Source organism: Schaalia sp. Marseille-Q2122, from assembly GCF_903645355.1.
Taxonomy (GTDB): Bacteria; Actinomycetota; Actinomycetes; order Actinomycetales; family Actinomycetaceae; genus Pauljensenia.
On record NZ_CAHJXR010000003.1, the window covers coordinates 274,702 to 295,972 of the forward strand.

The 21,271-nt window shown below is 61.9% G+C and carries 14 protein-coding genes; 6 read left to right on the forward strand and 8 right to left on the reverse strand.

Going from position 1 to position 21,271, the window contains the following annotated elements; genetic code table 11:
• The first annotated feature begins 21 nt into the window (after positions 1 to 21).
• Positions 22 to 1,395, forward strand: a complete 1,374-nt coding sequence (locus tag HWX48_RS03710; RefSeq protein WP_217701581.1) for an MFS transporter — start codon at positions 22 to 24, stop codon at positions 1,393 to 1,395.
• Here HWX48_RS03710 and HWX48_RS03715 read toward each other — a convergent pair.
• The 3 genes from HWX48_RS03715 to HWX48_RS03725 form a co-directional block, all read right to left on the reverse strand.
• A complete protein-coding gene (locus HWX48_RS03715; protein WP_175954747.1) occupies positions 1,392 to 2,156 on the reverse strand; it encodes a hypothetical protein in 765 nt (254 codons plus the stop codon). The genes HWX48_RS03710 and HWX48_RS03715 overlap by 4 nt on opposite strands.
• Positions 2,157 to 2,269: 113 nt before the next feature.
• Positions 2,270 to 2,626, reverse strand: a complete 357-nt coding sequence (locus HWX48_RS03720) for an SdpI family protein (RefSeq protein WP_175954749.1) — start codon at positions 2,624 to 2,626, stop codon at positions 2,270 to 2,272.
• Positions 2,627 to 2,696: 70 nt separating this feature from the next.
• Positions 2,697 to 4,784, reverse strand: coding sequence for an NAD(+) synthase (locus tag HWX48_RS03725; RefSeq protein ID WP_175954752.1), 2,088 nt, complete (start codon positions 4,782 to 4,784; stop codon positions 2,697 to 2,699).
• Between the two features lie 313 nt (positions 4,785 to 5,097).
• Between HWX48_RS03725 and HWX48_RS03730 the strand changes: the two genes are divergently transcribed.
• Positions 5,098 to 6,279 (forward strand): ATP-binding protein, encoded by a 1,182-nt coding sequence (locus tag HWX48_RS03730; RefSeq protein WP_175954754.1) that lies wholly within the window; start codon positions 5,098 to 5,100, stop codon positions 6,277 to 6,279.
• Positions 6,280 to 6,824: 545 nt separating this feature from the next.
• On the opposite strand, the gene HWX48_RS03735 is transcribed toward HWX48_RS03730, so the two are convergent.
• Together HWX48_RS03735 and pta are read right to left on the reverse strand one after the other, a co-directional pair.
• Complete coding sequence (locus tag HWX48_RS03735; RefSeq protein WP_175954756.1) at positions 6,825 to 8,006, reverse strand: acetate/propionate family kinase; 1,182 nt, start codon at positions 8,004 to 8,006, stop codon at positions 6,825 to 6,827.
• Between the two features lie 55 nt (positions 8,007 to 8,061).
• Positions 8,062 to 9,516 (reverse strand): phosphate acetyltransferase, encoded by a 1,455-nt coding sequence (gene pta, locus HWX48_RS03740; protein ID WP_175955035.1) that lies wholly within the window; start codon positions 9,514 to 9,516, stop codon positions 8,062 to 8,064.
• Between the two features lie 323 nt (positions 9,517 to 9,839).
• Here pta and HWX48_RS03745 point away from each other — a divergent pair, with 323 nt between their 5' ends.
• From HWX48_RS03745 to HWX48_RS03760, 4 genes are all read left to right on the forward strand, one after another.
• Positions 9,840 to 10,142 carry a hypothetical protein gene (locus tag HWX48_RS03745; RefSeq protein WP_175954758.1) on the forward strand — a complete coding sequence of 101 codons (303 nt, stop codon included), beginning with the start codon at positions 9,840 to 9,842 and terminating at the stop codon, positions 10,140 to 10,142.
• A gap of 79 nt (positions 10,143 to 10,221) precedes the next feature.
• Positions 10,222 to 11,439, forward strand: a complete 1,218-nt coding sequence (locus HWX48_RS03750; RefSeq protein WP_175954760.1) for an NADP-dependent isocitrate dehydrogenase — start codon at positions 10,222 to 10,224, stop codon at positions 11,437 to 11,439.
• A gap of 208 nt (positions 11,440 to 11,647) precedes the next feature.
• Positions 11,648 to 13,303, forward strand: a complete 1,656-nt coding sequence (locus HWX48_RS03755; protein WP_175954762.1) for a family 20 glycosylhydrolase — start codon at positions 11,648 to 11,650, stop codon at positions 13,301 to 13,303.
• Positions 13,304 to 13,407: 104 nt separating this feature from the next.
• A complete protein-coding gene (locus tag HWX48_RS03760; RefSeq protein ID WP_175954764.1) occupies positions 13,408 to 15,720 on the forward strand; it encodes a transglutaminase domain-containing protein in 2,313 nt (770 codons plus the stop codon).
• Between the two features lie 51 nt (positions 15,721 to 15,771).
• On the opposite strand, the gene HWX48_RS03765 is transcribed toward HWX48_RS03760, so the two are convergent.
• The 3 genes from HWX48_RS03765 to lysX are packed head-to-tail and all read right to left on the reverse strand — an operon-like array spanning position 15,772 to position 21,118.
• Complete coding sequence (locus HWX48_RS03765) at positions 15,772 to 16,800, reverse strand: alpha/beta fold hydrolase (protein WP_175954766.1); 1,029 nt, start codon at positions 16,798 to 16,800, stop codon at positions 15,772 to 15,774.
• Between the two features lie 60 nt (positions 16,801 to 16,860).
• Positions 16,861 to 17,688: a DUF998 domain-containing protein gene (locus HWX48_RS03770; protein ID WP_175954768.1), complete on the reverse strand. Its 828-nt coding sequence runs from the start codon at positions 17,686 to 17,688 to the stop codon at positions 16,861 to 16,863.
• A complete protein-coding gene (lysX, locus tag HWX48_RS03775) occupies positions 17,678 to 21,118 on the reverse strand; it encodes a bifunctional lysylphosphatidylglycerol synthetase/lysine--tRNA ligase LysX (RefSeq protein WP_175954770.1) in 3,441 nt (1,146 codons plus the stop codon). Before lysX ends, HWX48_RS03770 begins: the two co-directional genes overlap by 11 nt.
• Positions 21,119 to 21,271 lie beyond the last annotated feature (153 nt).

The window sequence follows — 21,271 nt, forward strand, 5'->3', positions numbered from 1 at the left end:
GCTCTCCTGAGGAGACCCCACATGACAGAGCACATGACACTCGCGCAGCCACCGGATCGCGCAATTCTTCTGCGACGTGCCCGCGTCGCCGTCTTCGCGCTCTTTATGACGAACGGTGCGCTCTTTGCTGCGGCCGTCCCACGTTTCCCGGAGATCAAAGACATTTTTGGCCTTTCCGAACCGGTCTACGGCCTGACAGTTGCCCTCTTCCCCCTTGGCGCCATCACCGCAGGTCCCCTTGCCGGGCGTATCATCCGGCGCTTCTCCTCAGCCCGCACCGCAGCTATGGGAACCGTGGGTGTTGGTCTCATGATGAGCATGGTCGGCCTCTTTGCGGCCCTCAACGCCAGCGCCGCCAGCAGCGCATTGAGCTGGATCACCTACCTTCTGTTCGCGGCCGCATTCTTCCTCGCCGGAGCCAGTGACGCCATCACCGACGTCGGCCAGAACGCCCACGGTCTGCGCGTCCAAAAACACTACGGTCGGCCCATTATCAATTCCTTCCACGCAGGATGGTCCGTTGGCGCCATGTGCGGCGCCCTCCTGGGTTCCCTCGCCGTTGGCTTTGCCCTGCCCCTGTCCGTTCACCTCATCGCCTCCTCCCTGTGCTTCGTCGCCCTGGGCCTGGCCGTCCAGCCTTTCCTTTTGCGAGGCCGAGACGCCGACCAATCGGCCACCCTCCAGCATGATCAGGAGGCTCAGGGTGGGCAGGACGAGGCTCCGACCCGCGACGCTGAGCAGGCATCCTCCCACGCCGCCACTATCGCCCTACCCGTCGGCATCCTCCTGGCAGCCCTGACCCTCATGTCCATCGCAGGGATGCTTATCGAGGACGCCTCCTCCACCTGGTCCGCCCTCTATCTGCGTGACTTCCTGGGCGTCAATGGCGCGGCCGTAGGCTCAGCCTTCGTTGTGATGCTCGCCGCCCAAGCCATTGGGCGCTTCCTCGCCGACGGGGTCATCGCCCGCATTGGCTCACGCGCGACCCTGCAGGCAGGCGGCCTCCTCATCGCGGCGGGCATGAGCCTCGCCCTGCTCTGGCCCTCCCTGCCCACCACCCTCATCGGTATGGCTGCCGCCGGCCTGGGCTGCGCAGCGAGCGTCCCCATCGCCATGAATGCCGCCGACGACCTTCCTGGACTCCCCGTGGGAACCGGGCTGACCGTTGTCACCTGGCTGGGACGCCTAGCCTTCCTCTGTGCTCCGCCGATCGTTGGCCTCATCGTCGCCGCAACCTCACTCAAGGCAGCGATGATTGTCCTGCCCATTGCGGGCCTACTCATCGCCCTGACCGCCCTCGTCCTGCGAGGCCACGAGCGCGCCGGGCGCTCAGCGGCTGGCGCGGCCCACGCCATGCGCGTCGGCCACAGCACGGCGGATGAGTGGCGCTTTTAGCGTCCCGTCGGCGCAGACGATGATGCCTGTGAGGAGGGCGCTCCTGCAGGACGCGGCAGCTGCCGTCCATGCGGGTGAGCATGGCGATAATCCAAGGCTATCGCCCATAACTGACCGATGAGCGCGGCTCCGGGCGGCAGAACTGCGCCGGATTCCTTGAGCCACCCCACGGGTCCCAGCGTCAGAAGGAGAAGAAAACCGATGACCCCGCCCATCGTGACAAACAGGGGACCCCGCCAGCCTCGCGGAGCATAGAAATACTGGCCGAGCAGGAAGGTCATCGGATACAGAGCGAGCCAGACGAGGGGGAGAAGCGTGCCAACTGTCACGCCCCGGGTCAGCGCCGCCTCAAGATTCGCCATCCCCGGTAGGAAGGGAAACCAGCGCAACCCCAGCATGAAGAGAGCGTACGCGAGGGTCAAGACAGCGCCACCAGCAAGGTAGATTCCAAGCTGCTTGAGGAACACCTGCCCGCGCGTCAGAGGCGGGGGGATCCTCCGAGAAGGGCGATCTGCCGACTGGAGGGGCAGGACAGATGCAGGGCGGGCAGGGCGAGATAACGGGTGCTCAAGATAACGGCGGCCATCGGCGCGTGAAGCACGCGGAGGTTTGAGCACAAAGGCGCGACGCGCAAGAAGCCGCGCGTTCCCAGGCCCGCCTGCACCGGGCGCATGAGCCTCAGACGGCATGCCCGCCCGCACCCACGCGGCCTGCAAACCAGCCCCCCGATTGTTGAGGAAAACAATCGTCCTCCTGCGCATCCTCCTCGTCACAGAGGAACTACTGGGGCCTCCGCAGGCGAAAGCCCCCGTCAGCGCGGAGGCGCCCCAGCTCCGAGGTGGAGAACATGAGAGTCTACTCATCGCTGACCCCGTCAGCGCACCGTAGCCACGCCAGCCTTCTCCGCCAGAATCGACATAGCGACCAGCACGAGAACGCCAGCGCCGACAATGACCGCCAGAAAACCACCCATGCTAATGCCCGAGGCCCAGGGCGCTAAGGCGCAGGCCACGCCATGCCCGGCGGACACACCTGTCGCCGCAGCATAGATCGGCCACGCCGCCCGGTGAGCCTTATTCCACGTGTCAACATCGGAGCGGACCTCGCGGGCCCGAATCCCCATGGACGACTCAAAAGGCAGCGCGTCCGTGCGCGCATAGTGGGCGAGAAGGCCAAAACGCACCGCAGCAAACACGAAAAGCACGGCGCACACAATGGCAAGAATCGTCATTTTCTCTCTCCTTCAACGAGGCAGAAGCCAGGCACAAGCTGAGCGCAAACTCCCCGCGAGCAGTCGGCTACTATTCGCCCAACTCCAAGCCGGCCACGGCCTCGTCCAATTCTGCCAGCCACGCAGCCCCCGACACATCCGAGGGCATCCGCCAATCCCCGCGAGGCGACAAGGAACCGCCCCCCAGCACCTTGGGGCCATTGGGCATCGCTGAGCGCTTGAACTGGTTGGTGAAGAAACGACGCAGGAAGACGCGCTCCCATTTCACGATCTCCCCCAGGCAGTAGGCCACGCGCGACTCCTCTGGGAAGCCCTCCGGCCAGCGGCCAGCCGTCGCATCCCCCCAGGCGTGCATCGCCATAAAAGCAATCTTCGAGGGACGTGCGCCGTGGCGCAGGAAGTGGAAGAGCGTGAAGTCTTGCAGGTTGTAGGGGCCAATGCTGGCTTGCGTGGACTGGGGAGCCGTGCCCTCAACCGTGGGGATGAGTTCGGGGCTGATCTCCGTATTGAGGATCGAATCAAGCACCGCAGAGGCGCCCTCGCCAAACAAATCCGAGGCAATCACCCAGCGGATGAGGTGCTGGATCATGGTCTTGGGGATTCCGGCGTTCACCCCGTAGTGGCTCATCTGGTCGCCCACACCGTAGGTGCACCAGCCCAAGGCCAGCTCGGAGAGGTCACCCGTACCCAGCACAATGCCACGATGATGATTCGCCAGGCGGAAGAGGTAATCCGTGCGCAAGCCTGCCTGGACGTTCTCAAAAGTAATGTCGTAGAGGTCGGCACCATCGGAGAAGGGGTGCTTCATATCGGCGAGCATCTGGCGAGCAGCCGGGGTAATGTCGATCTCCTCAAAAGAGGTCCCCAGGTGCTCGCAGAGCTTGTAGGCATTGGACTTGGTGTGATCGGTGGTGGCAAAGCCCGGCAGCGTGTAGGCCAGAATATCCGTGCGAGGGCGGCCCAGGCGGTCCATTGCCTGGGCGGCCACCAGCAGCGCGTGCGTGGAATCCAAGCCGCCCGAGACGCCAATGACGATCTTGGGGTTACCAATAGCGCGCAGGCGCTGCGCCAAGGCCGAGACCTGAATGTTGTAGGCCTCCCAACACTCCTGCTCCAGCAGATCCGGGTCGGAGGGGACGAAGGGGAAACGCTCGATCTCGCGGATGAGGCCCAAATCTCTGCGGGGTGGGTCCAGGCGGAAGGTGATTGGTGGAATGGTGGAGATCCCCATTGTGGGGCTCATGACGCTGTGGGCATTGTCCTCGAAGGAGTTGTAGCGGGCGCGCGAGTTCGCCAGGGCATCGAGGTCAACGTCAGCAAAAGCAAAGGTCGCGCCATTGTGAGAGAAGCGTTCACCTTCAGCCAGGCAGGTGCCAGCCTCGTACACCATGGTGTGCCCATCCCAGGCCAGGTCCGTCGTGGATTCACCTTCGGCTGCGGCAGCATAGACGTAGGCGGCCTTCAGGCGCGACGAGGTTGCTGCCACCAGCTTGGAACGCTCGCCAGCGCGGCCCACCGTCGCCGGTGAGGCAGATAGGTTGACGAGGACGTGCGCGCCCTGCAGTGCCGCGATAGTCGAGGGCGGGGTTGGCACCCACAGATCCTCGCAGATCTCCGCTGCGACGGTCAGACCCGGTACGTCCTCGGCAGATAGGACCACAGTGCCGAAGGGGACAGTGAGGGTTTCCTCTCCTGCGGGAGTGAGGAAAGGCAGGTCAATGGTCATCGGGAAGGGGTCGGTGGGAGCAGCAAAATAGCGCTTCTCGTAGAACTCGTTGTAGTTCGTGATGTGACGCTTCGGGGTAATGGCCAAGACTGTGCCGCGGTGAATGGCCAGGGCGCAGTTATAGAGGCGGTTGCCGTGGCGCAGGGGAGCACCCACCCACAGCAGGGGCAGCAGATCACGGGAGGCCTCCACGACGCGCACAATGGCAGCCTCAACCTCATCCTGGAGGGTCGACTGGAGGAAGAGATCATCCAGGGAGTAGCCCGTCAAGCACAGTTCCGGGAAGGTCACCACAGCGGTGCCCGCATTCGAGCACAGCGTCGCGGCGGCGATGACCTCGTCAGCGTTGAGTTCGGGGCGAGCTGGGTGCACTGGGATCGACGCGGCGGCGACGCGGGCAAAACCATGGTCGTAGAGGGAATGGAAGTTCACAAGGTCTCCTGAGGTATCGGCTGCTGGTGGCCTGTCACTTGCGGGGGTGCCGCGGGGGCTATCTACTGGCAGCGAATTCACCCCTGATGCTTGAGTGATCCGCAGATCGTTGGGGTAGCCCTTGTGTGAGCACTGCTTCTATTGTGCCTGTTTTTGGCTGTGCGTGGAGAAGGGGAGGTCGGCGCGCTCAAAGAAGTGTAGGCGTCTTTATATCGCTTTATATGGCAGTATATATTATGCTATATACAGTGATATAGTGTCGTATACTCAGGGTGGTCTTGCTTGAAGCCTGCCATGAAAGAATGGAGTCGACATGGATCCTGCCTTGAATCCATACAATCCGGGCTCAGGGTTGATGCCGCCGCTCCTGGCAGGTCGCTCCAGTGAGCTTGAACGCTTCGACACGTTAATTATCCGCGTTGGTATGGGAAATCTTGCCAATCGAGGTCTGGTGTTTTCGGGCCTCCGCGGAGTTGGAAAGACCGTCTTGTTGAACCAGCTTCGGCATCAAGCCGAGCAGCATAACTGGCTTACAATCCAATTTGAAGGGCGCAGCGAAGAAAAGGGTGATGCTGGAAATCACCTAAGGCTGGCCGAAGAGTTCGAAAGGGCTCTCCTGCGTAGTAGAAACCAGCGCATCAAGAAATCCTTGAATTCTCTCCTTCCGGGAGTCTCATCCTTCAAAGTGCAGTTGCTTGGTGCTGGCATCGAGGTTGATTTCTCTTCTCAGAACCGGAATTCGGTGACACTAGAGATTGGCCTATCGAACCTTGTAGAGGTAGTGGTGGAACCTCTTAAGGGGTCGGGAAAGGGGTGCGCCCTCTTTATTGACGAAATGCAAGAACTTGAACCCCAGCTCCTGAGCTCATTGCTTGCGGTACAGCATGCTGCCCATCAGGACGGGTGGCCATTCTTCATCATCGGAGCAGGTCTGCCAACGCTTCCTGCAACGTTGAGTAGTGCGCGCTCCTATGCGGAACGTCTTTTTGACTATCGGGTAATTGGGCCACTGAGCGAAGAGGCAGCGCGACTAGCGCTTGCTCAACCAGCAGAAAAATGTGGAGCCCGTTACAGTGATCCTGCCGTGGAATACCTCATCGACGCGGCAGAGGGCTACCCCTTCTTCCTTCAAGTGTTTGGGCAGCAGATCTGGGATATAGCCCACGAAAAGGAGTTCTCGATTAGTGATGCTCAGGAAGCGGTGTATCGCGGTTTTGAACATCTTGACCGCGGCTTCTTTCCTTCTCGCTGGGATCGAGCAACTGAGAAAGAACGTCGATACATGCGTGCCATGGTCGACGCTGGACAGGGCGTCATCGAGACCTCAGACGTGATTGCTTCCCTTGGAGGGGCCTATTCTGAATGGAGTGTAGCGAGGGCATCCCTTATTAAGAAGGGCGCCATTTATGCTCCCGAACGCGGAAAGCTCGCCTTCACCGTCCCGGGCATGGCGCGCTTCATCGAAAGACATGGGGCGGACGAGGGGGAAAGGTAGAGCAAAAAGTGAGAGTCTGCGACAGGTTCCCCGCACTTGAGCAGAACAGATGTAGGCATGGGGGAGGGATGGTTTCAGATCACGGGATCTTGATCGTTTCGGAACCTAAGAGTGTGGTCCTTCTCCTGCTCCTCCAGCCAAGTCATGAACCAGCGGTAAAAACTAAGCGGCGCGCCTGAATCATCACGCACCGGCTCAACCTGGTGGGGATCATCCACGCGGCCGTCGTACCAGACCTGACCTCGATGTGGGCCGGAGACAACGAGAAGATAGCGCAGGGCACAGTCAGCATACGCCTGCACACGCCCTTGACTGCATGATCGTCTGGCATTCCAGAGTGCGCGGGGCCGGAGGGCACTGCGAGCCTAACACTGTGGCCCTGGACCGGTAGGTCCAGGGCCACAGGCTCACACAGCAATGCGTTAGCAGCAATGAGTTACCAGCGATGCTCTAGCAGCAAGGCGCATTGAGCTGCACATAGGCGTTCAGCTGGGGTGAGGGTCCCTTCGGATGAAGTGAGACGCACTCACCCCCAGCTACTGCACTCAGATCAGGGTCATTGCCTGACGGGCGATAGCGAGCTCCTCATTGGTGGGGACGACCATGACGCGCACGGAGGAATTCCTCGTGGAAATGGTCGTGGGCTCGGACACGCGCTCGCGGTTGGCATCCTTATCGAGCTCGACACCGAAGGGAGCGAGGCGCTTGCAGACCTCGGCGCGCAGGGCGGCATCGTTCTCGCCGATGCCAGCGGTGAAGGAGATGACGTCAACGCCACCCATTTCTGCAGTGTAAGAGCCGATGTACTTGATGATGCGGGTGACGTAGATGTCCAGCGCCAGGCGGGCATCCTTATTGCCCTCGGTGGCCATCTGACGCACAGCGCGCATGTCGTTTTCGCCGGTGAGGCCCTTCAGACCCGACTTCTTATTAAAGAGGGTGTCGACCTCGTCGGCGGTCATGCCGGACTGGCGCTGAATGTGGAAGACAACAGCGGGGTCAATGTCACCGGTACGTGTGCCCATGACCAGGCCTTCCAGCGGGGTCAGGCCCATGGAGGTGTCAACGGCATGGCCCGAGTCAATGGCGGAGACGGATGCGCCATTGCCCAGGTGAAGAACGATCTGCTTGAGGGTGCTCTGGCCCAGCATCTTCGACACAAGGGAGGACACGTACTGGTGGGAGGTGCCGTGAGCGCCGTAGCGGCGGATGGCGTACTTCTCCGCAGTGGCGCGGTCGAGGGCGTAGGTCGCGGTGTCGGCCGGCAGGGACTGGAAGAACGCGGTGTCGAAGACAGCGACGTGGGGGATGTCGGGCAGGAGTTCGCGGGCCACGTCAATGCCCTTGAGGTGGGCGGGGTTGTGCAGCGGGGCGAGGGCACACAGGTCGTCAATGAGTCGGCGAACCTCGTCTGTGATGAGGGCGGGGCCGGAGAAGTACTTACCGCCCTGCACGACGCGGTGGCCAACGGCGACGATATGAGCGTCGTTGAGGTTGGGGCCGACGGCGTTGAAGAGACGCAGGACCTCGCGCAGGCCGACCTCGTGGTCGGGCACAGCTTCGTTAACGTCAACGGTGGTCACGCCGTAGTGGTGGCGGATATGGCCGTCTTCTTCGCCGATGCGCTCGACCAGGCCCTTGGCGATGGAGGCGCCGGTGGTGGGGTCAACGAGCTGGTACTTCAGCGAGGAAGAGCCGGAATTGATGACAAGAACAGACTGGGTCACGGAACGTGCCTTTCAGGGGTTAATAGCTGAAAAGAAGGTGAGGCGTTCAGGATACTCAGCCCTGCGCCTGAACGGCAGTGAGGGCGACGGTATTCACAATGTCTTCGACGAGGGCGCCGCGGGACAGGTCGTTCACCGGCTTGTTGAGGCCCTGCAGGACGGGGCCCACAGCCACGGCGCCGGAGGAGCGCTGCACGGCCTTGTAGCCGATGTTGCCCGAGTTGAGATCTGGGAAAACAAAGACGGTGGCCTTGCCGGCAACGGGGGAGTCGGGCAGCTTAGTGGCGGCCACGTCGGCGTCCACAGCGGCGTCGAACTGGATGGGGCCCTCAATGGCGAGCTCAGGGGCCTTCTCGCGAGCCAGGTGGGTGGCTTCGATAACGGCCTCAACGTCTGCGCCCGAACCGGAAGAACCGGTGGAGTAGGAGAGCATGGCTACGCGAGGCTCCACGCCGAACTGGGCGGCGGTGCGCGCCGAGGTGACAGCAATGTCCGCGAGCTGCTCGGGCGTGGGGTTGGGGTTGACAGCGCAGTCGCCGAAGGCCCACACGCGATCCTTCATCAGCATGAGGAAGATGGAGGACACGATCGAGACGCCAGGGGCGGTCTTGATGATCTGGAATGAGGGGACGATGGTGTGAGCGGTGGTGTGGGCGGCGCCGGAGACCATGCCGTCCGCATCACCCATATGCACCATCATGGTGCCGAAGTAGGACACGTCCTTGACCGTTTCGCGAGCCTGCTCAACGGTGACGCCCTTCTTTTCGCGCAGGCGAGCGAATTCAACGGCGTACTTTTCGTTGTAGGCGGGGTCGTCGACGGAGACAATGGAGGCGGCGTCAATGTTGAGGCCGAGTTCAGCGGCGCGGGCGCGGACGGTAGCCTCGTCGCCCACAAGGATTACGTCGGCAATCTGACGTTCGAGAACCTCGGCTGCGGCCTTGAGAACGCGGTCATCCTCGGGTTCGGGCAGGACGATGCGTTTGCGGTCGGCGCGGGCGCGCTCAATGAGGTCAGCCTGGAAGGCAAGGGGGGTGACGACGCTGGGCAGTTCGACAGCGTCGAGGGCGGCCAGGGAGGCCTCGGTCAGCGGCAGGGGCAGGACGGCAAGGCCGTCGACGGATACCTGTGCGGCGATGGCGGCGGGCAGAGCCACAGCAGCGAGGGTGACATGGTGGCGGCGGGCGCGGGCGCGGGCGCCGTGGATCTCAGCGGAGATGAGGGATTCGGAGGCGCCTTCGACGTCGAGGGCGAGGACGCCGCGCGCGCCGGTGGAGGCTGCAAGGTCGAGGTTCCAGCCGAAGGCGTCAATGGCGGAAACGGAGAATTCGCCTGCGTCGATGAGGACGGAGTCGCTGTCAATGTCGCGCACGGCCTGCACGGCGGTGGGCAGGTTGGCGATGGGGCAGGAGCCCTTGATGGAGTCGAGGGGGTTGACGCGGGTGAATCCGCCGCGCGCCTCCAGCAGGGTGGCGAGTTCGTTGCTCACCTGGTGTGCGAGATCGTTCATGCCGGGCTGGATGACGATGTAGCGGGAAGTCACGGGGGCTCCTTTGCGTAGGGTGTCATGCGTAGGACGTGAGTCGTCGCTGACGATGCGGGCGACGAGGTGTGGCCGCTGCGGTCACAGTGCTTCCATGATATCGCTCCTGGGCGTCGTTTAGTTTGCGGTTCTGGTCATATCGAAAGTGAAAACGCTCAATTTTGTGGCGCTTTTCAGGGAGGCGTGAGTGTCGATCAATAAGGGGGAAAGGGCTCTAGGGCCCATTGCCGTGCGAGGGTGCGCTCGCGCGGTTGAAGGTGGGGATTGAGGGCGAGGTTGAGGGGCGATGTGTGAGTGGCGGTGATAAGCTCAGAGTGATGGAAAAGCACTCCTTTATTCCCCCTGCGCCCCCGCATCACGTGGCTGCGCGCTTTGCGACGATCGCTGTGGTCTCGCTGGTGGTGCGGTCGCCTGCCTCGCCCAGCGTGCTCAGTGTGGCGGCCCTTCTGGCGATCGTGGCTATTCTTCGCGCCATTACTCCAGGGCGACCGTGGTTTTCCTCCCGGAATCGTATTGCCGACACGGCCCTGCTTCTGGCCATTGCCGCGGCGATAGTCTATTTCTCGCCCTACGTGAATGTGGCAGCCCCCTGACAGATATCTCGATATCGAGTAATCTTGGGGCTGTGTCGGGGCAAAAGACCCCGCGTCCTATCTCAACCGAGGAGCATCAATGGCGAAGATCAAGGTTGTCGGCCCTGTCGTCGAACTTGACGGCGACGAAATGACCCGCATCATCTGGCAGTTCATCAAAGACCGCCTCATCCACCCCTACCTAGACGTGGATCTGCGCTACTACGACCTGTCCATCCAAAACCGCGACGCCACCGACGACCAGGTCACCATTGACGCCGCCAACGCCATTAAGGAACACGGCGTGGGCGTCAAGTGCGCCACCATCACCCCCGACGAGGCGCGCGTCGAAGAATTCGGCCTTAAGAAGATGTGGCGTTCCCCCAATGGCACCATCCGCAATATTCTCGGCGGCGTCATCTTCCGCGAGCCCATCATTATCGACAATATTCCCCGCCTCGTGCCCGGCTGGACCCAGCCCATTGTCGTGGGGCGCCACGCCTTCGGCGACCAGTACCGCGCCACCGATCTCAAGCTCCCAGGTGCTGGCACCATCACCCTGACCTACACCCCCGAGGATGGCTCCGAACCCATCGTTCACGAGGTCGTGCGCATTCCCGAAGAGGGTGGCGTCGCCTTGGGCATGTATAACTTCAACGAGTCCATCACCGAGTTTGCTCGTGCCTCTTTCGCCTACGGCCTTAAGCGCGGCTACCCCGTGTACCTGTCGACGAAGAATACGATCCTCAAGGCCTATGACGGCCAGTTCAAGGACATCTTCCAGGACGTCTATGAGCGTGAATACAAGGAGCAATTCGAAGCTGCTGGCCTGCATTACGAGCATCGTCTCATTGACGACATGGTGGCTTCTGCCCTTAAGTGGGAAGGCGGCTACGTCTGGGCCTGCAAGAACTACGACGGCGACGTCCAGTCCGATATCGTCGCCCAGGGCTTTGGTTCGCTGGGCCTGATGACCTCGGTGCTCATGACCCCTGACGGGCGCACCCTTGAGGCAGAGGCCGCCCACGGTACCGTCACCCGCCACTACCGCCAGCACCAGCAGGGCAAGCCCACTTCCACCAACCCCATTGCCTCGATCTTCGCCTGGACCCGAGGCCTTGCCCACCGTGGCATGCTCGACAACACCCCCGAGGTCACGGAGTTCGCCCAGACCCTCGAAGACGTCGTCATCAAGACCGTTGAGGCCGGGCAGATGACGAAGGACCTGGCGCTGCTCGTGGGTGAGGATCAGCCGTGGCTGACCACCGAGGAATTCCTCGCAGCCTTGGATGAGAATCTGCAAAAGCGTCTGGGCTGAGTGATTCTTCCCGCCTGAAACTGCGGGGCGGTGCCGTCTCCTGTTGGGGGCGGTGCCGCCCTTTTATGTGCGCTGCGGCCCTTGTATGTGCGCTGCGGTTGTGCGGCCGGGTTGCGTTCGCGTGACAGTGTTGCCCGAGCAATTCTTATGCCATATTCTGACAAATCACACAGTACTGGCGCTGTGTTCTTCGCGAAAGGGGCACACCATGTCGACCTCAACCTCCGCATCCGCTGACACACGCCCTTTCACTGCTCGCATCCCCGCCGCCCTCGTCCCTCTACCCGCCGTCATCAATGGGGTGGCCCGCAGCGCCTCAACGTCGAGCATGCGGTGGGTGCTCGAGAATGCGCGCGATCTGCAGGACGAGGCTAACGCCGGGGTTGAGATCCTCGCTGCCCTTCGCCTCCGGGGGTGGGAGGACGCAGGAGATTCCCTGTGTCCCGCCACTGTCGTGGATGGGGAGAAGGCGGAGTACTTCCGGGTTGAGACCCTCACTGATGAGGGCGTGGGTGCGGAATCCTACCGCCTGCGCTGCCTGCCCACCCCTGCCTCCGCCGCCGGGCAGGAAGCCGCGCTTGTCGTGCAGGCCGAGGCCGCCACCCCCGCAGGCTTTTTCTACGCGGGCCATACCCTGGCTGCCCTGGCCGGTAGTGGTGCCCTCCAGGTGGGCTGCCTCGTGGAGGACGCCCCTCGTTTTGCGCACCGAGGTCTCATGGTTGACGTGGCCCGCTCCTTCTTGCCCGTCTCGGCGCTGCGTGATCTCATTGCGGCGGTGGCCTCGCTGAAAATCAACGTCCTTCACCTGCACCTTGTTGATGACCAGGGCTGGCGCATGGAGATGACGAACGAGGGCCGCGAAGCCGACGATCCCACCGACTACACCGCCTTGCACCGCGTGGGCGGCCTGACCGCCTGCAACCCGGGCAGCGACCCGGGCTTTGACATCCCCGGTGCTGCCATGAGCGAGGTTGTGGCCATGAACGCCGGATTTGAGAGTATCGCCGCAGGTATTCCCGGCTACTACACGCAAGCCGAACTCCGTAGCCTCGTCGCCTACGCTGCTGATCTGCATGTGCGCCTCGTGCCCGAATTGGAATTCCCCGGCCATAACCACGTGGTTCTCCACGCCCTTCCTCACCTTGCCACGGCGGGCGCCTCGACCTGCGACGAGGGCGAGGGCGTGGCGCCGTGGACCCGCTGGCAGGTGGGCCACTCCTACCTTGACTTTGGCAATGAGGACACCTGGCGTTTTGCCCGCCACGTCATGGCTCAGGTGCGCGCCATTTTCGGTGGTGAGCACCTGCATCTGGGTGGGGATGAGGCCCTGAAAATGCTGCGCACCCTCGGGCAGGACACCTATGACGAGGTCGTCGCCCGCGTGGTTGCCCTGGCTAAAACCTGCGGTTTTGAGCGCGTCACCCTCTGGCAAGAAGGGGCGATGGCCCTTGAGTCTGCTACCGACAGCGTCCAATTGTGGAACTATGGTGCGGCGGGGGAGGTGGAGCGCCTCTTGGAGGCTGCTGGGGAGCGCCAGCTGCGGATCATTAACTCTGATGCTCGGCATGTCTACCTCGATCAGAAGATCCGTCTTGAGGATGTGCTGGGGCTGACCTGGGCCTGCCCAGAGGGGCTGCCAACTCGCCAAACGTACGAGTGGGATCCTCTTGAGGTCTTTCCCCCTGCCTTGCGTGGGCAGGTCATTGGTGTGGAGGCCTGCCTGTGGAGCGAAACCGTTCGAGGCGCTGCGGATGCTGCCAGGCTGATCTTCCCGCGCCTGCTGGCGATCGCGGAGGTTGCGTGGAGCCCGCAGGAGGCTCGGAAGTGGAGTGAGTTTGACGAACGTGCGGCGTGTGAAGAATAGGAGGTAATTGTCCTCTCAAAAGGGGTGTGAAGCCTTGGGGAAACTGGTAGTGTCGAAGAGGAAATTCCCCTGACAAGTGCATCTCCTGCGCAGGATTGTGAGCAATGAAGAGACTTCTCATTGGGGCCGCAACGTTCGCCCTGGCTTTTAGTGCCGCCCTCCTCACCCCTCCCTTCGCAATTGCGCATGAGGGACCCGCAGGTGGGACGATACACTCTGATGCTGTCGCCAATGAGGAGGCACTGCGATTCCTCCAGCTCCTTGCACCCACAGCCCTGAGTGAACGGGGGGTTCTTCTGGGCGCGTACACCGACGAGGAACGCAAGGAAGTCACTGCCTTTACCCTCCGCGAGGTCCTTGCGGGCGCCACCGATCCAGCCACTCAGGCCCAGAGGATTCACGCGTGGATGAGCACCAATATTCGTTTCTCTGCTGCCGGGGACAAGCATGACCAGCGTCCGACGCAGGTCCTGAAAGAGCGCGTTGCCGGAGGTGTCGGCTTCGCCAACCTCTACAAGGCCATGCTTGACGCGGTGTCCATTCCCAATACCGTGGTCAGTGGCGTATCCACGCAGGGAGTCCACCAGTGGAATGTCCTTCTCCTCAATGGTGAATATTTCTACTCTGATGCCTCAGGAGGGAAGGATTCCTTCCGCAAGTCCCTGCGTGACTTCTCTGTCGACCATGCCACCGTCCACATCCACGGCGTGAGTATGAGCGATGGCGCCTACGAGTACGAATACAAGCGAGGAGTCTCCCTCAAGGGCGTCAAGGGTGCTGAGCACTCTCAAGCGCTGAAGGTTCCCAGCAGCGTTAAGGCCATGCCGGTCGTGGGCGTCTCTGAGGAAGTGTTTTCCACCCCAGGTCTGAACACCCTGTACCTGCCGACCTCCGTCACGAGGGTCGATACCCGGGCGGGCACCGGTTCCCTCACATGTTTTGAGGTCGCTGAAGGTCACGCCTCCTTTGCCGTTGAAGGCTGCGCGCTCTTCACCGCTGATAAGGCCGAACTCCTTGCCTACCCGATGGCCGCACCAGCAGTGTCCTTCACCCTGCCCGCAGCAACGCGCTCCCTGGACGAGGACAACGCTTTTGCAGCTCCTGCATTAGGCACTCTCAACGTTCACGCAGATAACACCACCTACGCTGCCCACGAGGGTGCGCTGTATTCGAAGGATTTCTCATCCCTTCGGGCAATCCCCGGTGGGATGAAGCGCCTCGTTGTTCACGGAAAGACCACGGTGAAGGAAGGGGCGTTCTCTCAGAAGAATAGCCTCGACACCATTGTGTTTGAGCCTGGGGTGAGAACTATCCCCTCACGGGCCTTCACCATGCTGCCTGCACTGCGTCAGGTCGTCTTCCCCGACAGCCTTGAATCGCTGGCGCCCGACGCATTTGCCTCGATCGAAGCTGCGAAGGTGACCCTCGTTGGCAAGAAGGGCTCTGTGGTGGAACGCTACGCCGCAGAACGAGGCTTCCCCTTCCGTGCGAACGAGACCGAACCTCCCGCCAATCCGCTTCCCCCCGCCAATCCGGCGCCACCCACTCACCCTCAGCCTCCCACGACAGGGCCGGGGACAGGCGGAAAAACCCCCGCTTCGCCCCACGATTCGCCGCAACCTGAGCGACCGGAAGACACGGTGCCGTCACCAGAAACAGGCCAGTCGCCTGAGGAAGGTTCATCCAACGAGACAGCGCCCCCCGCTCAGCCTCCCCTCACCACGCCCACTGAAGGAACAGAGCTGAGCCCCACTGACAGTGGAAGCCAAGAGCCCCTCGCTGGGTCCTCCCTGCAAGACGCCCTCAGCATTGGTGAGAACACTCCAGAAGGCATGGTCCCCTCTCCTTCTGAAGTGGATCCTGCGGCAGAAAAAGCACTGAAGCCCTCCGAAACCGCAGCTGGCACCTCGCCCCTAGAGAGCGCCGTCGTTGAAGGCAAGATCAACCCTGCGGAATTGGGCGCAGGTATTGAAAAGATCGGCCTGACCACGGATCTGACGCTCTCGCCGGGAGCTACCATGACGGTTGTTGCCTCAGGCTACGCCTCCAACGAGTATGTCACCTTCGTCATGAATGTCGGCTCCAAGACCATGGGATTGGTGCGCGCCGACTCCATGGGCATCGCGAAGGTCACCTGGACCATTCCCCAAGACTTCACTCCCGGTGAACACACGGTCTTGGCGATCGGTACGACGGGTAAGACCTTGAAAATGCCGGTGACGGTGGCCGCCTTCCCTGACCTGAAGAAGAGCCCGGTGAGCGCCGTGAAACGCCGCCCCAGCGAGACCCGCAGCATTGATCTTCTTGCCCAGACCGGCGCCCATTCGGCGAAGGCTGCGGCCGTGGTCGCCCTCTGTGTCGGCGCCGGGGTGACAGTCCTCGTACTGCGACGTCGCGTGGACGACCCACTGTCTTGACCCTACCCGCTGATGCTGAGGCGCCCCGCAAGGAGAAGACCATGCGGCGACCTAAGGAGACTCGTGGCGTCTGGCCGCGAGGGACGCAACCAGCTCAGGGTTATCACGCATGAGGAGGTGTGATGCGGAAACGACCTCGTAGGAGTTCTGAACCCCTGCCCCGCTCCTTCCCGCAGCCCCCGACATGCCGACGCCCTCAATCTCAGCATCAAGGGCCTCAAAACGTGCGCGCTGCCTGACAACCCACGGGTCCTGCAACACCCGGTGACGAGTCGCCACCGCTACCCGAAGCTCGCAACGCAGGGGCAGCCTACGCGTCAGTGCATTCAACTCCTGGGCCCACAGGTCATAGACCCGCATCTCTTGCCACATGGTGTGAATAAAGCGCTCATCAGCGAAGAATGACTGGGCGTAGACGCGTTCCTCCTCGCGGGCGATCGTGCGAAGCCCACGGCGGCGCGGCCACCACAACACCCGGGCGTACAGGGCACGCACCCACGCACAACGCGCGGCCCTCAGGAGAAGCCTCTCGGTCAACCCAGCACACCGCAATTCAGGAACGCTCTCCGTATCTCTCGAAGCGTAGGTGGGAGGGTTTGTGCAAGAGCCGTCAACAAACACAAGGTGTTCGCAGCGCTCCGGATAAAGGCGGGCGAAAGCCTCCCCAATAAAAGCCCCCATCGAGTGGGCAAGAATCCGAACGCGCGCAATCTTCAACGTATCGAGCAGAGCAGCCACGGCGTGCGCCTCGTCAACGAGGGAGGGGGAAGAGGCAGCCCCCGCAGGGCTGGGCGGGAGGGGTGCGGCAAGGCCCTCCATTCCGTCTCTTTCGACGAGGACGACGCGCTCGCGTGAGCTGAGCAGGGAGAGGACATCGGCCCAATCCACCCACGGCACCGCCACTCCCGAGAGAATGAGGACGGCGCTGGAGTTGCTGTCCCCAAGCTCGCCGGGCACATCATTGAGGCCAGCACGAGAGCGGTCAGGGAAGCCAGTATCGAGCAGCGTATACCTGCGCGAGGCGCTCTCCTCACGGCGCCGAAGCGCAGCCCAGCGTCCAAGAACAGACAGGGAATCCATCAACGCATTCTCCTTCACTGGGCATTGCAGGCAGATGAGCGTCCTGCGAGGAAGTGTCGTCTACACGCGCGAAGGTTCTGGACTTGCAGAGAGCGGGGAAGCTGCACGCTTGAGAACATGAGACAAAGACTGGGAATCCACACGATGGCGTCCCTGCAGAAACCCCCTGCCCGTCGGAGAAAGCACAAGGAGTATCGTCCACAGGGACAATGCCGCAATAGAGAGACGCTGCACGTAACCCATGACAGCTAAGCCCGGTACGAGAGCTCCCACAAAGGTGTAGACCGCGCCGCTCACATGGGCCCCAGCACAGACAATCAAGACCCACATCATGGGCCTGCGATGCCATGACCTGCCGTAATAGCGGACAAGAGCCACTGTCGTTGCCACCAACGCAATAATCGCCCCTGTCCCGGCCAAGGTAGAGGTGACATCATGAGCCGAGGCCAAGGGGCCCACGCAGGGAGGTGCCGTCGCCTCGGCGGGGGGCAAGATCGACAGTGCGCAAGTCATAGGGAAGGCAGCATCGGCCATGGTGGAGAGGGCAAAGAGCACGGTCCCCAACCACGCCAGGATGCTCCACCCCTCCGGGGGAGCCATATAGCGCGTCACGCAGCCCGAAACGCGCAACAGATGACGGTGGATCCCCACCATGATCGCTGCGATCAGTACCAGAGCGCCCGAGACTGCATCCATTGCCCGGAAAATCAGCGAGTTCGGCTGTGAAGGCACCGAGTACTCCGACACGAAGGCTGCGGCAGCAGGCAAATCCGGGTTGAGGGTGGAGCTCAATGCCCAGTTGTTATAGGCCAGGGCGCCCAGGACAAGCAACAGGCATGCGAGCCCAACCGAGCGGCGGCAGGAAGAGGGAAGAGGATCAGTTGCCATTGAGGGGCCTCACAAAGGGGAAGGCGATAACATCACGAATATCAGTGCCGCACAGGAGCATGACCATACGATCAACGCCCATACCCATACCGCCCGTCGGAACCATGCCCAACTCCAGGCTGTCCAAAAATTCCTCATCAACGCTCATGGCTTCAGGGTCGCCTGCAGCGGCAGCAAGAGACTGAGCAATGAAACGTTCACGCTGATCACGTGGATCGGTCAATTCGGTGTAGGCAGTGCCTATCTCCATGCCGAAAGCGACCAGATCCCAGCGCTCAGCGAGGCGCGGATCCTCGCGGTGAATACGTGTCAGAGGGCATCCCTCGGCAGGGAAATCCGTGTAGAAGGTGGGGTAGCCCGTACGCGGCTCGACCAGTTCCTCGTAAAGCTCATTGATCATTGACGCCACACTTGCGTCAGCAGCTACCTCAATACCTTCAGCGCGGCACAGGGCCTGGAGGGCCTCCGGCGAGGAATCCATACTCACCATTCGCCCCGTCACGCGTGAAATACCTTCACACACGCTCACCACCGGCCACGGCTCGGACAGGTCCACCTCCACCAGGTCAGCGCTCGCAGTGAACACATCCCGGTGCTTGGCCCACTGCGCGGCGGGCATGATGGGAGCATCTGCCACTCGGGGGACCTCAAGGGGGAGGGACGTCGTTACCTTCAACTCAGGCGTGCCCGGCAGCGGATTTGCCGCACAGCGCTCCACTATCTCACGAGGCTGCCACACGACCTCCCTCCCATGAATCCGCCGGGCTGCGCTACGGATCAGCTCTTCGGTCATCTCCCGCATAACGACATAGTCGGCGCCGGCCTCGTAGGCCTCAAGGGAGGTGAATTCGGGGTTGTGGGTACGGTCCACGCCCTCGTTACGGAACGAGCGGCCAATCTCGTACACGGCCGTCATCCCGCCCACCATCAGGCGCTTGAGATAGAGCTCAGGGGCAATACGCAAGGTCACCTGACAGTTGTAGGCATTGAGGTGCGTGACGAAGGGGCGGGCATTGGCGCCTCCCTTGACCGCATGCAGGATAGGGGTTTCGACCTCCAGGTAGCCCCGCCCATTCAGACACTCGCGAATCGCCGCAGTGGCGCGCGAACGCATCTGCAATAGTTCCAGAGAGCGCGGCTGGTGAATGAGTTCGGCGCTGCGGTGGCGGGCCAGGGTCGTGCGATCCACGTTCTGGCGCGGCGGGTTCACTGGACGGAGGGTCTTGGCAAGCATCCGCCACGAGGAAGCAAAGAGGGTGAGCTCACCGGTATCAGAACGGCCCAGGTGGCCGCGCACCTCAATGGCGTCACCTACATCAACCAACCCCAGCAGATCGTAGTGCTCGGTCGAATCTGCCGCGCAGTGCACCTGCAGGGAGGTATTACCTTCGAAAACATCGAGGAAGCGCAAACGCCCATGGTGACGGCGCGCCTCCACGCGCGCGTGACAGACGAGATTGGCGCCCATCAAGCCCTCCACATTGGTCAGGATCGTGCTCAGCGGCGTGGTTGCGACACTGGGATCACCTGGAGGATAGGGGTCCATCCCCGCCTCCATCAGACGCTGCGCCTTGAGGTGGCGGGTACGCTGCTGGTCATTCAAACGCTGCGGAGGAAGAGCCACGCGGGCCGCATCAGCATAGAAGCCTGCCACCGTCGCTACATGCTCGCTATTGCCCAGCCACGCGGGCAGTTCCGGCGTAGGCTCACCCCAGGCGGGCAAGAAGCCTTCCAAACGAGCGGCCGCAATGAGCGTGGCTGTCAACTGCGCTGGAGACACAAAGCCCAGATAGCGGGTGGTCCACGTCGGGTTGTAGCGGGCGTTGGCCTCGTAGAGGGACTCCAACTGCCATACGCGTGACGCCAACATCATCATGCGACGCAACAGGCGCTGCCCCCAGGTGGCATCCACCGCGTCACCTTCAATGAAAGCATTACGGAACATGGCGAAATTCAACGAAATGCGATCGACACCCACGTCACGGCAGTGGTCAATGAGGGCCAAGACCATGGCCTCAACCACGCCATTCGTACTCCGAGGATTACGGCGCATAAGGTTGAGGGATAAACCTTTACGACCCCACGGGACAAAGGTGAGCATTCCGTCAAGCTCACCGTCGGGCGTATGAGCCGTCACGATCATCTGATCGCCATCCAAACGATTCATGATGCGATCAAGCGCCATGGAGAAACCACGCTCGTCACCCTCACGGAAGAGGGCGGCCTTGGAACTCAAGGTGGCGAGCTCCTCGTCAGTCAACGCCGACAGTGGACGGCAGGCGATCTCGACACCGGCGCGCGCCACACGTCGTTTCGCGGCAGCAAGAGGACGCATCGCCGCCTCGCTGAGATTAAAGAGAGGGACCTCGATGACGGCCTCGTCACCCATTGCGCGCAGGGTGAAACCCGCATTCTTATAGGCGCGCGCACCACGCTCAGAGGTCGACATCACGCCGGGAGTGAGACCCTGCGCGTACATGGCCTTCATCCACGTGCTGATCGCGCTATCCCAGCTGGCAGGGTCGCCAATAGGGTCACCGCCAGCCATCGCAACACCCGAGGAGACGGCATAGGACACAGCCGCCTGAGAATCAGGACTGAAAACGACAGCACGACGATTACCAGTAGCGAAATAGTCCAGGGAATCCGCAGGGAAACGAGCCAGAAGATAGTGCAGCCTCTGGTCCTCGGCTGCACTTCGAGCAGGCACCCCCTGGGCGCGCAAGAAGCCATGGAGGGAGACAACGAGGACCACGAGGGACGCCAGGGAGAGGAAAGACGCGAGAAGAACATTGCCACCCGCAGGCACCCCAGCGCTGCTAATAAGAGAGGAATAGCCGGTAGCCGACTGAAGGGCCCACAGTGCCTTAGCTCCGGCCCCCTTGAGGTCGCCGGGGAATAGCCAGGTCGTGACGAAGGCCGTCACGAGCACAATGCCTGATCCAATGAGCAGCCGCATGAACGCCGTCTTCGCTGACCGCGCGTGGACGGGAGCGGGGAAGGAGTCACGCGCCCACACGATCAGCGCCACGAGGGCGACGCTGATGACGCTATTGGCCCATATTTGGACGATGAAGCTCGTCGGTACTCCCTCAATGGCCTCAATCCCGACGAAGGCCAGGAAGAGCGCATTACTCACCAGGACAATGGCCTGGATGAAGATCAGCAGAGGGACGATGAATCTCTTCCGACGGAAGGACGCTGTGCCGACAATGAACATGATGGCCGCAAGGAAGAGGGAGGGGCCGTGGATGACATTGAAAAGGTCGAAGACGACGCCGACCACATCAACGACAGAATTGGGAAGGGCGGCGAGGAATAGTTCGACAACGCTCCACCCTGCCGCGATGAAGCTTGCCCACCCGATCCAATCGGGGAGGGCGTTCTTCGTCGAGTTTTTCAGGGAGTGAAGTGTGAAGGGCTTAGCCATGTGTTCTCTTCCGGTGCTCATCGGTCTATCCATCTCACCCTATTGCATCGCCTGCCGTGGTGAGAGGCAAATACGCTTGCGAATCGGACGAGAAAGGATGTCTCACCATGTGGCCCTCGTCGACAAAGCAGGGCAAGGGGGGAAGGCTGAAGA

Bases quoted from the DNA above. Each gene is read 5' to 3' on its own strand.
- lysX (WP_175954770.1), bottom strand. From the start codon at position 21,118: ATGGCTAAGCCCTTCACACTTCACTCCCTGAAAAACTCGACGAAGAAC.
- HWX48_RS03770 (WP_175954768.1), bottom strand. From the start codon at position 17,688: ATGGCAACTGATCCTCTTCCCTCTTCCTGCCGCCGCTCGGTTGGGCTC.
- pta (WP_175955035.1), bottom strand. From the start codon at position 9,516: ATGAACGATCTCGCACACCAGGTGAGCAACGAACTCGCCACCCTGCTG.
- HWX48_RS03730 (WP_175954754.1), top strand. From the start codon at position 5,098: ATGGATCCTGCCTTGAATCCATACAATCCGGGCTCAGGGTTGATGCCG.
- HWX48_RS03760 (WP_175954764.1), top strand. From the start codon at position 13,408: ATGAAGAGACTTCTCATTGGGGCCGCAACGTTCGCCCTGGCTTTTAGT.
- HWX48_RS03720 (WP_175954749.1), bottom strand. From the start codon at position 2,626: ATGACGATTCTTGCCATTGTGTGCGCCGTGCTTTTCGTGTTTGCTGCG.
- HWX48_RS03710 (WP_217701581.1), top strand. From the start codon at position 22: ATGACAGAGCACATGACACTCGCGCAGCCACCGGATCGCGCAATTCTT.
- HWX48_RS03755 (WP_175954762.1), top strand. From the start codon at position 11,648: ATGTCGACCTCAACCTCCGCATCCGCTGACACACGCCCTTTCACTGCT.
- HWX48_RS03715 (WP_175954747.1), bottom strand. From the start codon at position 2,156: ATGCGCAGGAGGACGATTGTTTTCCTCAACAATCGGGGGGCTGGTTTG.
- HWX48_RS03765 (WP_175954766.1), bottom strand. From the start codon at position 16,800: ATGGATTCCCTGTCTGTTCTTGGACGCTGGGCTGCGCTTCGGCGCCGT.
- HWX48_RS03750 (WP_175954760.1), top strand. From the start codon at position 10,222: ATGGCGAAGATCAAGGTTGTCGGCCCTGTCGTCGAACTTGACGGCGAC.